The sequence below is a fragment of the Pyrinomonadaceae bacterium genome, assembly GCA_036277115.1.
GTDB lineage: Bacteria > Acidobacteriota > Blastocatellia > Pyrinomonadales > Pyrinomonadaceae > UBA11740.
In genome coordinates, this window is record DASUNM010000023.1 from 394,934 (window position 1) to 407,844 (window position 12,911).

At 55.9% G+C, this 12,911-nt stretch carries 13 protein-coding genes; 7 read left to right on the forward strand and 6 right to left on the reverse strand.

The window, feature by feature from the left end; genetic code table 11:
• Positions 1–121: 121 nt before the first annotated feature.
• Positions 122–979 carry a hypothetical protein gene (locus tag VFX97_08650; GenBank protein ID HEX5703250.1) on the forward strand — a complete coding sequence of 286 codons (858 nt, stop codon included), beginning with the start codon at positions 122–124 and terminating at the stop codon, positions 977–979.
• On the opposite strand, the gene VFX97_08655 is transcribed toward VFX97_08650, so the two are convergent.
• Genes VFX97_08655 through VFX97_08665 form a run of 3 tightly spaced genes read right to left on the reverse strand, consistent with a single transcriptional unit; the run spans position 976 to position 2,899 of the window.
• Positions 976–1,251, reverse strand: a complete 276-nt coding sequence (locus tag VFX97_08655) for a hypothetical protein (GenBank protein ID HEX5703251.1) — start codon at positions 1,249–1,251, stop codon at positions 976–978. The genes VFX97_08650 and VFX97_08655 overlap by 4 nt on opposite strands.
• A gap of 20 nt (positions 1,252–1,271) precedes the next feature.
• Entirely contained in the window at positions 1,272–2,285 is a 1,014-nt protein-coding gene (locus VFX97_08660; protein ID HEX5703252.1) for a glycine cleavage T C-terminal barrel domain-containing protein, read from the reverse strand.
• Positions 2,285–2,899, reverse strand: a complete 615-nt coding sequence (locus tag VFX97_08665; GenBank protein HEX5703253.1) for a uracil-DNA glycosylase — start codon at positions 2,897–2,899, stop codon at positions 2,285–2,287. The genes VFX97_08660 and VFX97_08665 overlap by 1 nt, the downstream gene beginning before the upstream one ends.
• 82 nt (positions 2,900–2,981) lie before the next feature.
• Between VFX97_08665 and VFX97_08670 the strand changes: the two genes are divergently transcribed.
• The 3 genes from VFX97_08670 to VFX97_08680 all read left to right on the forward strand — a co-directional run bounded on the left by VFX97_08670 (position 2,982) and on the right by VFX97_08680 (position 6,235).
• A complete protein-coding gene (locus tag VFX97_08670) occupies positions 2,982–3,383 on the forward strand; it encodes a cupin domain-containing protein (GenBank protein ID HEX5703254.1) in 402 nt (133 codons plus the stop codon).
• A 151-nt stretch (positions 3,384–3,534) separates the two neighbouring features.
• Positions 3,535–6,003, forward strand: a complete 2,469-nt coding sequence (locus VFX97_08675; GenBank protein HEX5703255.1) for a hypothetical protein — start codon at positions 3,535–3,537, stop codon at positions 6,001–6,003.
• Between the two features lie 19 nt (positions 6,004–6,022).
• A complete protein-coding gene (locus tag VFX97_08680; protein HEX5703256.1) occupies positions 6,023–6,235 on the forward strand; it encodes a hypothetical protein in 213 nt (70 codons plus the stop codon).
• A gap of 121 nt (positions 6,236–6,356) precedes the next feature.
• Here the strand turns inward: VFX97_08680 and VFX97_08685 are convergent, their stop codons facing one another.
• The 3 genes from VFX97_08685 to VFX97_08695 all read right to left on the reverse strand — a co-directional run bounded on the left by VFX97_08685 (position 6,357) and on the right by VFX97_08695 (position 9,105).
• Positions 6,357–7,286, reverse strand: a complete 930-nt coding sequence (locus tag VFX97_08685) for a metallophosphoesterase (GenBank protein HEX5703257.1) — start codon at positions 7,284–7,286, stop codon at positions 6,357–6,359.
• A 29-nt stretch (positions 7,287–7,315) separates the two neighbouring features.
• A complete protein-coding gene (locus VFX97_08690) occupies positions 7,316–7,921 on the reverse strand; it encodes a hypothetical protein (protein HEX5703258.1) in 606 nt (201 codons plus the stop codon).
• Positions 7,922–8,103: 182 nt separating this feature from the next.
• Positions 8,104–9,105 carry an isocitrate dehydrogenase (NAD(+)) gene (locus VFX97_08695; GenBank protein HEX5703259.1) on the reverse strand — a complete coding sequence of 334 codons (1,002 nt, stop codon included), beginning with the start codon at positions 9,103–9,105 and terminating at the stop codon, positions 8,104–8,106.
• Between the two features lie 121 nt (positions 9,106–9,226).
• Between VFX97_08695 and thiO the strand changes: the two genes are divergently transcribed.
• The 3 genes from thiO to VFX97_08710 all read left to right on the forward strand — a co-directional run bounded on the left by thiO (position 9,227) and on the right by VFX97_08710 (position 12,897).
• A complete protein-coding gene (gene thiO, locus VFX97_08700; protein ID HEX5703260.1) occupies positions 9,227–10,438 on the forward strand; it encodes a glycine oxidase ThiO in 1,212 nt (403 codons plus the stop codon).
• Between the two features lie 101 nt (positions 10,439–10,539).
• A complete protein-coding gene (locus tag VFX97_08705; GenBank protein HEX5703261.1) occupies positions 10,540–11,619 on the forward strand; it encodes a HEAT repeat domain-containing protein in 1,080 nt (359 codons plus the stop codon).
• A gap of 54 nt (positions 11,620–11,673) precedes the next feature.
• The gene (locus VFX97_08710) at positions 11,674–12,897 is read left to right on the forward strand and encodes a cytochrome c biogenesis protein/redoxin (GenBank protein ID HEX5703262.1); all 1,224 of its coding nucleotides are present in this window, start codon (positions 11,674–11,676) and stop codon (positions 12,895–12,897) included.
• Positions 12,898–12,911: the final 14 nt, after the last annotated feature.

The window sequence follows — 12,911 nt, forward strand, 5'->3', positions numbered from 1 at the left end:
TTAATCTCCGCAAGATAAGCTCTGCATTTCGTGCTGGTTTTCCGGGCGCTCGCATTCTCTGCGGCACACAGTTTGTAACTCTCGACCGGTGAAAATGTGTCGTGGGGGTTCGTGAAACGCAATGGCTAAGTTAGGACGAAGCTGCATTCTATTGACGTTACTGGTCGCTACTCTAAGCGGCAGCTTTCTTCCGACAGTAGGAGCACAAGTTGGGAACGCGGCCGACCTGACCGAAAGCGAGAAACTGGAAGCGCAGAAGCTGTCTGTCTTGTTTACTGAGAGATTGGGGCAGACGATGACCTTCTCGACGGTCATGGACGAACTATTTTTGCCGGATGCAGTCGAGCGTTATCTCGCCGAGGAGAAAAGGAGATCGGCAAAATTGGGGGCCACCGAAATTACGGTTTCACCGGGGATCTTCGTAAACCCACGTTTACTGGAAAACGCCACGCCTGACGACTGGCGGAAGTTATACAAGGCGACCTATAGCTTTCTTCTCCTGGGCTTTGTCCACGCCCTGGTTCGAAAAGCAGACATCGACAATCTTCAAGCAGGGGATCTATATCCTCCCGAAGTCATTCGGCTGCTGGACACGGATCCGTTGCTCAGTAACGTAGTAAAGAGGAAAAGCGCCGTCCGCGCTTTCGCGTCCGCTTCAGAAATGCGCGCCGCGACGGCGGTGCTTGAGCAAGCTAACGTTATGAGCCGCAAGGCGCTCGCACATCCCATTGATCTGGAGGCAATCGTTGTTCAAATGGCCATGGGCAATTCCACCAGACAACGTGAAATTAGTCAGGAACAGCGACTCCGCGCGCGCGACACATTGAATCCAGTGCTACATATCACTGACGCTGAATACTTTGGATTTCCGCACGGCTCTCGGATGATTTGGGTGAGGACGTTTTCGTTTCTGGATCTCTTGTTGACCAGAGTGGATGGGAAGCTCCGAATTGTGTGGGCACAGCCGATTGCCGATTAGCTTTTTGCTTGTTCGTCCTTCAACAGGCCGACAAACTTCTCGACATTTTCACGCGTCTTTTCCATCTGCCGGCGGCTCTCAAGATAGGCCTGCCACTGCGGCGTCAAGGTGAGCGCTTTAGTCGTATCCTGATCGAGCGCCTGCGCCATCAGAGCGATCAAGTCGCTGACCACGGCTGTGTGGTCGAGCAGCGATTCGATGATTGAGTGCGCGAGCTCAGTCGGGGTGAGGTCGGGATCGGCGTTGGGTGCGGAGGGCGATTCGTTTTCCATTGTTTCGTTTAGAGGCGGGCCTAAGCCTCGTACCAACTCCCGCGCACAAATGGTAAATCTGCGACAGTGGCGTTGGTCTCGCCTTCAGGCGCAACGACTTTCAGTTCAGTGCCCGCCGCCAAATAATCGTACTTGAGATAGCCGAGCGCAATTGCGTGGCCCAGCCGCGGCGAAAACGCGGATGATGTCACGCGACCAATCTCTTTGCCCTCGCTCGAAATAATCTTTGAGTTGCGCGGAACCGGCGTCGCGTCGTCCAGTATCACTCCGCTCAGCTTCTTCGCCACATGACCGCGATGTTTGATACGGACGATGATCTCCTGCCCGAGGTAACAGCCTTTCGTAAAGCTGACTGCATCTTCCAGATTCGTTTCGGTCACGACATTGGTCTCATCCATGTCGATGCCATAGAGCGGGACGCGCGCTTCGATGCGCAGCGTCTCGAATGTCGCATTTGAGATGTGCGCCGCGCCGGCCGCCGTCAACGCGTCACCCAATTTCGAGCTGCTGTTCGCGTCACTAAAAACATCAAAGCCGTCTTCGGCAGTGTGCGTCGCGCGAATAACAGTCACTGACGTATCGTTCAACTGCGCGTTCACTATTTTTTGACGCTCCACGGTCGCGGCTGCTTCACCGAACACGCGGGAAATGATCTCGGCTGCACCTTTTCCTTGCACGGAAAGCATCGCCGTCTTATCAGTTAAATCCTGCAAGTGAAAATCACCGGCGAGCGTGAATCGCTCCAGCAGCGTGATCACCGTCTCACGTGTCGCGCTTTCCGTGTCTATAAGAAAGCCGTCTTCGCGATGCGCGATGCGGACCGCGGCGAGCAGACGGCCTTGCACATTCGCGAACGCGGCCGTCATCCACGAATTCGCTGCGAGAGTCTTCATGTCATTCGTGATTAGGCCGTTGAGAAACAGCACGGCTTCGGACCCGCTCACGAGGATACGGCCGCGCGAAGATTGATCTATCAGGCCGGCGCCGCCATCGCGCACCGCGGAGTATTCAGAGGTTGAAATTGTTTCGGCCATCATGTTGATGCGGGCGAGGCGCCCGCGCTCCCAACTGCTCTCTTCACCACCTTGTAATCGCGCATCTGCTGAATCGCATTGCGGCTGGTGATCAAGACTTGCGGGCTCGGGTGATACAGCGGAATCAACGTTCGACTGTTCCACTGCCGCACCTTCGCGCCATCGTCACGCAATGTGAATGGATGATCGTGCAGACGCTTCAGCGCTTCAAGCGCAACTCCGCCTAGTGACACGATTATTTCCGGATTAACCAGCTCAATTGTGCGCCGGAGAAAGTCAGAACAGTTGCGCAGTTCCTGAGTAGCCGGCCGCCGGTTCGCGCCGGACGCGCCGCGCGGATTACACAGCGCCGCGCTGGTGATGAAAATTTCTGATCGCTGCAAACTCGCGGCCGCAAGAAAACTCTCGAAGTTCTTTCCCGATTGATCGCCTGAGAATGGAATCCGCGTTTGGTCGGCGCCCTTTCGTCCGGGTGCTTCGCCGATAAACATTACGCGCGCGTCAACCGAACCGTTGAGTTCGCTCAAGACGGCGGCGCGTCCGCACATCGCCGGACAGCGAGTACAGTTCGCCGCTTCAGCGGTCAATCTTGCGAATTGCTCTTTCTTGTCCATCCCGCGAAAACTGTTGACAACCGATCACGCTTCGCATAGAAGTGACGCCGCTCTAAACGCCCAAACATCAGGAGGAGTCCCTATGCGTCGAATATTGTACTTATCTCTGTTTCTAATCGCCTGCGCCGTTCCCGCGTTGGCACAGGATCCAGTCAAAGTCGATCCCAAACATTACAAGGTGGAATTCGAGAACGCCAATGTGCGCGTCCTGCGCGTCAAAATAGGCCCGGGAGAGAAGTCGATGATGCATCAGCATCCGGATGCGGTCGCCGTCTTCCAATCCAGCGGCAAAGGCAAATTCACATTTCCCGATGGGAAGACCGAAGAAAGAGACATCGTCGCTGGTCAGGCGCTCTGGACACCGGCAACCATACATCTCCCCGAGAACATTGGCACCACCGCGTTCGAAGTTATTCTCATTGAGATGAAAAACGACGCGAAAGCCACCACCCCCAAGAAACCGCAACCGGCAACTGCGCCCTAACGCACAACTTAGCAAAGAAAAATCATGGTCGAGGGTCGCGGCGGCGTGGCCCTCTGTTCTTGGTGTCGGCCGCTAAATTTGGTATGTACTATTACCCCATTTCCCCCCGGAGCGAGCACGCTACAAGTCGCGTCGCACAGGAGACTAAAAGATGGAAGATTTTGAGAAGCTGGGAGCGTTCTATCTCGGCCGGCCGTATGATCTGAAAAAAAAGAAGCGTCGCGAAGGCCTGGTTCTTTACGATTCGAAAGACCTGGTGACGCATGCAGTCTGTGTGGGCATGACCGGCAGCGGCAAGACCGGGCTTTGCATCGGCCTGCTCGAAGAAGCGGCCATCGATGGAGTGCCGGCAATTGTGATCGATCCGAAAGGCGACCTCGCGAACCTGATGCTGACATTTCCGGATCTTCAGGCCAGTGACTTCCTGCCCTGGATCAACCAGGAGGACGCGCAAAAGAAAAATCTTTCACCAGCGGACTACGCCTCGGCGCAGGCCGAAACCTGGAAACAAGGAATGGCGGATTGGGGCCAGGACGGGTCCCGCATAAAGCGACTGCGCGAAACGGCGGACTTTCGGATTTACACGCCCGGCAGCAACGCGGGCATTCAAGTATCGATACTGAAGTCGTTCGCGGCGCCGCCACCGGCGGTGCGCGACGATAGCGAACTGATGGCTGAGCGGGTGAACACGACCGTAACCAGTCTGCTCGGCTTGCTTGGCATCGAGGCCGACCCCATCAAGAGCCGCGAGCACATTCTCCTCTCAAATATCATGAACGGCGCCTGGGCGACAGGGAAAGACCTGGACATCGCCGCCTTGATGCAACAGATTCAATCGCCGCCCATGACGAAGATTGGCGTACTCGACGTGGAATCGTTTTTCCCGTCCGGCGATCGTTTCCAATTGGCGATGTCTCTGAACAATCTGCTGGCCGCGCCGGGTTTCAGCGCCTGGATGGAAGGTGAGCCACTCGACATTCAAAATGTCCTTTACACTCCGGAGGGCAAACCGCGAGTGGCGATTTTCTCGATCGCGCACCTCAGCGACGCGGAACGAATGTTCTTCGTGTCGCTCTTGCTTAATCAGGTGCTGGGATGGATGCGCACGCAATCCGGCACGACCAGCCTGCGCGCGATTCTCTACATGGATGAAATCTTCGGTTACTTTCCGCCGGTGGCGAATCCTCCTTCGAAACTTCCGTTGTTGACGTTGTTGAAGCAAGGTCGGGCTTTTGGGCTCGGCGTAGTGTTGGCGACACAGAACCCCGTCGATCTGGATTACAAGGGCCTTTCGAACACCGGCACTTGGTTCATCGGCCGGCTGCAAACTGAGCGTGATAAAGCGCGGGTGATTGAGGGACTGGAAGGCGTGGCGGCCGGCAGCGGGCAAAAGTTCGACCGGCAGGAGATGGAACAGATACTCGCCGGCCTCGGCAATCGCATTTTTCTCCTCAACAATGTGCACGAAGACGCGCCTGAAGTTTTCGAGACTCGTTGGGCAATGTCATATCTGCGCGGGCCGCTCACGCGAACACAAATCAAGTCATTGATGGAGCCGATCAAGGCGCAAGCTAACACCGGGGTTACTGTCGCCACTGCCGCGGCTGCCGCGACGCAAACGGCGCCCGCGACCTCGGCAGCAGCAGCCGCAGCTCCGGCTGTTGCTGTCACGCAACGACCCGTGCTACCTCCTGAGGTCGCGCAGTATTTCATTCCGATACGCAGCGAAGCACCGGCCGGAGCCGCACTCACTTATCAGCCGATGGTTTTGGGCGCCGCCGAAATTCACTACAGCAAAGCGAAGTTGGTGGACTTGTCACAGGAACTTACGCTGCTTTCCAACATTAACGAAGGGCCAATCGCAGTCGATTGGGATAAGGCCACGGCGGTGGATATGTCCGTTCAGGATCTCGAAGGAGCGCCCGCCGACGGCGCGGGCTTCGCGAATCTGCCGGCAGCCGCCGGCAAGGCGAAGAACTACGATGCGTGGCGGAAGGATTTCGCCGGATGGCTTTATCGAAATCAAAAGCTCGAGTTGTTCGAAAGCCCCTCCCTTGACTTGATCTCGAACCCCGGCGAATCGGAACGCGACTTTCGCGTGCGGCTGCAACAGCTCGGCCGCGAGAAGCGCGACGAGATGGTTGAGAAGCTGCGGCAGAAATACGCGCCCAAGATGTCCGCGCTCGAAGAAAAGCGGCGACGAGCGGAGCAAGCAGTTGCGCGCGAGGCTGAACAGGCTCAGGGCCAAAAAGTCCAAACGGCTATTTCGTTCGGCGCCACCCTGTTGTCGTCATTCTTCGGCCGCAAGACGGTCAGCCTTTCGACGCTCGGACGTGCGACTACCGCAGCGCGCGGTGTCAGTAAGACGATGAAAGAGTCGAGCGATGTCGGACGGGCGCAGGAAACGGTCGAGGCCGTGAGCCAGCAGCTTGCCGATCTCGACGCGCAACTCAAAGCGGAAACTGAAGCGATTCAACAGGGCAGCGATCCGCAAAACGAAGAATTGGAAAAGGTGAAGTTGAAACCGACCAAATCAAACATCTCAGTGAAACTGTTGTCACTGGTGTGGGCGCCGCAGTGGCGCGACGCGCAAGGGCAAGTTACGTCGGCGTGGGAATAACAGCTCGGAGGAAACAAAGATGGACGAACTCATCAAACGCATTACTGAAAAGACCGGAATTTCAGAAGACCAGGCCCGGACGGCGGTCACGACCGTGACCGGCTTTTTGAAAGAGAAACTACCAGGGCCAATTGCCGGGCAGGTCGATAACGCTATTAGCGGAGCCGGCGGTGCGGTGGTCGATAAAGTTGGCGACGTGGCCGCCAGGGTCGGCGACTTGTTTGGAAAGTAGCGCTGTCAGCGCGAGGGGGCAGTAGCCCGACCGTTAGGGATGGATGATGAGGTCTCAGATTTGAAATTGAGATCTCAGAACGCCCTCCCTTACGGTCGGGCTACTGCCCCGAACCCCGGTCTTACGGCTTAACCCGCGGATGATTGATCACTCCCGAATCGATCGTTTCGCCGGTGCGAGAAATCGCCTGGAAGTGCATCTGCTTGTCATCAACCTCGATTAGCATAAAGCTCAAATCGCGATCGTAGCCCTTCGCCGTCAGCGGAGATCCATCCTTGATGTCACCGGTGCGAAGCTTGCCGGCCGCGCCTGAGACAAAGTAGTGGATGCCTTTCTGCGGCTTGATACGCTCGTAGAAGTGATCGTGGCCCGTCAGCACCACGTTCACGCCGTACTTCACGAAAATCGGTTCGATGACTTCACGTAACTGGTCGTCCGATCCATGTTTGCCGCCGGACGAGTAAGGCGGATGGTGCATGAACGCGACTTTCCATTCTGAAGTGTCCTTCGCCAACTCATCCTCGAGCCACTTCACCTGTGTCTTGTCCATGTAAGTACTGTTCAGGGCGTAGAAGGCAACGTTGCCTTTTTTGAACCGGTAGTATTCCTTCCCGTTCATGTTGAAGTTGACGTAGTTTTTCTGCAGCCGCTGATCATGGTTGCCCAAGGCTGCGTAGAACTTCACCTGCTTGTCCAGCAACTGTTTGTAAGGCTCAGCAAACTTAATTTCGAAGTCTTTGGCGGACTCGCCGCCATACATGTTGTCGCCGAGCATTAACACGAACTCAAACGGGTATGTCCCGTAATACTGGACCATCTTGTCGGCAACTTGCTGTTGCTTGTCGCTGCCGGTGCCGGTGTCGCCCATCACCGCAAACTTCAGCGAATCTTTCTTGAGCGGCAACGTCAGCTTAACCGCGCTATGGGCGCGGGCGGCACTGCCGTTTTTCGAACCGTTGCCGTTAGCAGTCTGCGCGTAAGCTGATGGGGAGAGCGAGCTGGAAAGAATTAGCGCGGCCATTACGACCGCCGAAAAGATAAATCGTTTCATGATTTCGCCTGCTCCTTTGCTTTGCTCCCTTACGGCAAAGCGTTAGTCATGTAATCCAGGATTAGATTGATGTCCTCATCAATTAGCAGCAGGTTGCGGCCGACAAAGCGATATTTCACTTCGGGCGGCAACTGCGGCAGATTCAACAGAACCGTCGGAGGCATCTCCACAAACTCGGCCGGTTCCGGATAAGGATAATTCACCCGCACTTTCACGCCTGCGGTTTCGCCGTCGAAAACGATCTCACGCAGTTCAACGCGATCGCGACCCACGAAATTTGTCTTCAAGGTTCGGCGAATGTAATCCGAACCGTCGTGGTTAAAGATGTCGCTGCGTTTCGCGCCGGACCGCGCGTTGCGGACTCCGGCTTCAAGATTCTCGCGATAGCTCTCGATCTGCGCCGGCGTGGCGTCCTTTGAAAGTTTCGGCAACTTAGCCTTTACGGCATTGCGAACTTTCATATAGTCCTTCACGCGCTGCTCAAAACGCTGTACCGCGGCTTTGTCGACGGCTGAAAGTTGCGGCGTCGTCGTTTTCGAAGCCTGTGCGTTCGCGGACGACGATGCGAATGAAAGAAAAGTGATGGGGAGAGCCAAAGCGATAAACAAGAGTTGGCAAATAGCTTTGTGTCTCATGCTGAAACGTTGGGCAAGCCTAATGCCAACGAGAAGCATGCACGGTTTGCAGACTTCGCTTGAATTAAGCCCTCAGTTTCGCTGATTTATGCGGTTAGGCCGTTATTAAGACATTTCGATTGCGAAGCCGCAGCGAACGCTTGTCGGACAATCGAGGATTGGGATGTTACACAGGCGCCGGGCTATTTCATCTTCGCGATGATCGCATCGGCGAACTCATTTGTGCTGGCTGAGCCGCCCACGTCGCGCGTGCGAACTTTTCCTTCTTCGAAGACCGCCAGCATCGCGCGCTCGATTTTCTCCGCCGCGGCACGTTCTTCGATGTGACGCAGCATCAGAATCGCCGATTGCAGCAAAGCTGTCGGATTGGCGATTCCCTTTCCAGCGATGTCAGGAGCTGAACCGTGCACCGCTTCGAACACCGCGCCCTTCTCGCCAATGTTCGCTCCGGGAACCAGGCCGAGACCGCCAATCAAGCCGGCGCACAAATCGGAAACAATGTCGCCGTAAAGGTTCTCGCACAGGAGGATGTCGAACTGCTCAGGCCGCATCACGAGCTGCATCGCCGCGTTGTCGATAATCATATCGGCCGATTCAATGTCAGAGTAATCCTGCGCGGTGGTGCGGAAGCATTTCAGGAAGAGCCCGTCGGACATCTTCATGATGTTGGCTTTGTGCGTGCAGGTGATCTTCTTTCGCTTTTCATCCCGGGCAAAGTCGAAGGCGAACTTCGCAATACGCGTTGAAGCTTTCTCAGTAATGATCTTCAGGCTCTCGACCACGCCGGGAATGATTTCGTGTTCCAGACCCGAATAGAGGCTTTCGGTGTTTTCGCGCACGACTACCAGATCCAGTTCGGGATTGCGACACGGAACATTCGGCAACGCCCGAATCGGACGCAGGTTGGCAAAGAGATCGAGCGCCTTGCGCAGACCGACGTTGACTGAAGTGAAACCCTTTCCCACGGGCGTCGTGATGGGGCCCTTCAATCCGACTTTGTTTCGTTTGATCGATTCGAGCAGTTCGTCAGGCAGCGTCTTTCCGAACTTATCCAGCGCTTCCTGTCCGGCGACATGCTTTTCCCACTCGACCGGGACGCCGGAAGCTTCGATGATGCGCACAACGGCGGAAGCGACTTCGGGGCCGATGCCATCGCCTGGAATCAGTGTGATACGATGCGCCATAAGTAGTGAGCCGTAAGCAGTGGGCAGTGAGCAGAACCACCAACCTCTTCTTTACGATTTTTCAGCTAACCAAAGCAGAATAAAGCTTCAGCTACGAACTGACAACTGACTACGAACTTCTGTGTCTCTGAATGAACCATTTCCAGCAAAGCCGTCTGCTGATGCCCTAATCGTCGGCGGCGGCGTTATCGGATTGTCGATTGCGCGCGAACTCGCACTGCGCGGTGTGCGTCACGTGACCGTGATCGAACGCGGCGAGTTCGGCAAGGAAGCATCGTGGGCGGCGGGCGGAATCCTCGCCCCTCAAGTTGAAGCTGATCGCGTTGATGATTTTTTCGCACTCGCCAGTGCGAGTCGTGATCTTTACCCTGCCTTTGCCCGCGCACTTCAGGACGAAACCGGGATTGATGTTCAGCTCGAGCAAACCGGCACGCTGTACGTCGGTTTCACTGAAACTGACGAACAAGAGATGCGGCGCCGTTATGATTGGCAGACGCGGGCCGGTTTGCGCGTCGAGTGGCTAGACGGTAAAGACGCGAGGCATTTAGAGCCTAACATCGCGTCGCGTGTCTGTTGCGCGCTTCGCTTTTCCGACGACTGGCAGGTCGATAATCGACGACTGATTTCGGCACTCATTCGGGCTAACCAGAAACTCGGGGTTCAGCTAATCCCGAACTGCGAAGTCAGATCGGTTCGAATCGAAGATGGACGCGTGACTGGTATCGAAAGTGGCCATTCAAATTCGGTTCCCCGCTCGCTGGGAGGCGAGAGCGCAAGAACATTCATCGCCGCGCCCATCGTCGTCATTGCCGCCGGCGCCTGGACGTCTGCTCTCAAGACCTCAGCGACGAATTCAGCGGCAGTTCAGATTGAACCAGTGCGCGGGCAGATGCTCTGTTTCCAAAACGACCCGCCGCTTGCGCGTCACGTGATTTATAGCTCGCGCGGATATTTGGTGCCGCGACGCAATGGCCATCTGCTCGCGGGCTCAACCAGCGAACACGTGGGATTCGACAAACGCGTGACGGATGAAGGCGCGGTCTCGATCAAATCGATGGCTTTTGAGATCGCTCCGGGACTTGAATCGGCCGCGATTGTGGACTCATGGGCGGGTTTCCGGCCGCATGCGCCGGATGATCTACCGGTGCTCGGTGCGGCGGGCGACATTGACGGTTTGTTCTACGCCACCGGTCATTACCGAAACGGGATCCTGCTGGCTCCGGTTACTGCCGACTGCATAGCAAACATGATCATTACTCGATCACCGGGTCGCAATCTCGAAGCCTTTTCACCAAGTCGTTTTCGTCCTGCACACGTCTTCACCGCCGCATGAAGCTAAGTGGCCTAAGCAATTTTTGACAGCGCCGTACCCGCGACTTAACATGCCCACATCTCCTCGGAATCATCCGACCTCAAGGCAAGCGAAGTTTTAAGATGAGCACTCACAGAACGGCCCGAATAACTCTTTTCAAGCTTATCTTTCTTGTTTTTGCCGTGGCGCCGTTTGCTGCTCAGGCGCAAACCACTCCCTCGCAATCCTTCACCACGTCTGAAGGTGACCTCTTTGAAGTGAGTCTCGAGCTGGACAAGGACACCATCATGCTTTCGGAACCCATGTACATGTCGTTCCACTTCAAGAGTTTCTCGTCGCGCGATCTGTGTGTCGGAATCGGCGGCGACTATCGAAACAAGCTTGGACGGCCCAACAGTTTCAAAGTTTCAGTGGTGCGTGAAGACGCGAAGGCGGTCCCTCAGCCGGACGCGGGCCCGGGGTTTGGTGGCTTTAGCGGCTGCGGAATTATTCCCGCCGGCAAGACCTACGACATCCGTCTCTATTTGCCGCATTGGGCCACGTTTGAAGATGCCGGATCTTACGAGATAACGGTCGAGAGGAATCTAAGAGTCGGTGCGTACACTGCCGAATCTGTTCCGACGTCATTTAAGGCGCGCCTCAGCCGCACTCTTAACGTCGTCGCAAACGACAGTGAACAAACGAGCGCGCTGATCAACTCACTCGGGGCGGTGATGCTCGAAAAAGATAACCAGAAGAACCGGGAAGCTGCCTCGATGCTTGGTTACTATGTGAAGGACAAACGAACGCTTCCACACTTTGCGGCAGCGATGGAAAAGTTCGGCGCTGAGCCTGAGTGGAGTGACGAACAGATTATCGTCGCGAAAGCAGCCTGGGCGCTGTCCACGTTTGATGATGATCGGGCGATTGACGCATTGGAAAAAGTGATGACCAGCCAGGTTGATGACACCCGCCTCGCAGTGGCTGAGGCGTTTGCTGCCAGTAAACATGCGCGCGCGTACAATCTCCTCCTGTCGATGAAGAACGATACTTATTCGCTTGTACGAGTACGAATTGCTGAACGGCTCAGCCAGGTGAACTCTAAGGATTCCATCGCGTTATTGCGCGAGATGCTGGCGGATGAAAACGAAGATGTTCGCAAAGCGGCGCGCGTGAGTCTCGATAAACTGCGGAAGAATGACGCGAATGGAATGAATCCCTGACCATATTTGAATTTAACGCTCCGGTTTGGGACACTGTCCTCGCTTATCAAAGAAATGGGAATATCGCTTTTTAATATCGTGATCGCGTTTGTCGGCGGACTGCTGTCGTTTTTGTCGCCGTGCGTTCTGCCGCTGGTGCCGGGCTACATCTCTTTGATGTCGGGCGTCAGCGTCGACCACTTGAAAGAGGGCGCTGCGAATTCGCGTCGCGCAGTGATCGCAAACTCGCTCGCCTTTAACGCGGGCCTCTCCGTGATATTTCTCACCCTGGGCGCGACCGCCGGGTATATCGGCTCAGCAATCTTCGGAAACTTCTGGGTGCGGATCATCAGCGGTTTAGTGATCATCGTTTTCGGTTTGCACCTGATCGGACTTTTAAAGATCAAGTACCTCTACCGGGACACGCGCCAGTTCAAGAGCGAAGAGTCACGGGGCATCTGGGGTTCTTTGATGTTGGGCATCGCCTTCGCCGCCGGCTGGACGCCCTGCATCGGCCCCATTCTCGGTGGAATCATCGGCCTGGCTGCGACGACCGGCGGCTGGAAGGGCGGACTGATTCTGTCAGCATTTTATTCCGCCGGGTTGGCCGTGCCGTTTCTGGTAACCGGCCTGGGCATCAACCAGTTTCTGGGTTTCTACACAAAGTTTCGGCGTCATTTGCACAAGGTCGAAGTGGTTTCGGGCATCGTGCTGATCTTGATTGGCCTGCTGATAATCAGCAACAAGGTGACGATCCTGAACAGCGCGCGGCTCGCGGCCTGGCTGCCCGATTGGGAGTCGCGTCTGAAATTGCGCGATACCGGGCAGGCGAATTCGAATGACATTCAGGGAGCCCGGACGGCCCCGGACGTGGAATTCACGAAACTGGATGGCAGCGCTTTCCGCCTTACCGATCTGCGCGGCCGCGTTGTGATTTTGAATTTCTGGGCTACCTGGTGCGTCCCGTGCCGCGCCGAGATGCCTGAGTTTAACCAGCTGCAGCGTGAGCTTGAGCAGCACGGTCTCTCGGTCGTAGGGGCGTCCGTTTCACCTCTCGACACGCCTGACGTAATTCAAAGTTTCCAACGAGATGTTAAGCAGGATTACACGATCGTGCGCGGTGCCGAAGAAATTGGTAACCAGTTTCTGAACGGGCCGGGTCTGCCGGTCACTCATATTCTTGACCGCGAAGGCCGCATTCGTAAGACATTCTTCGGGCCACAGTCGCGGGAAGTCTTCGAGTCTGCTGTAAAACCTTTGTTGGACGAGACGGTAAAGTCGGCCCAAGCGAGCAACTAACCCGGGGTGTGATT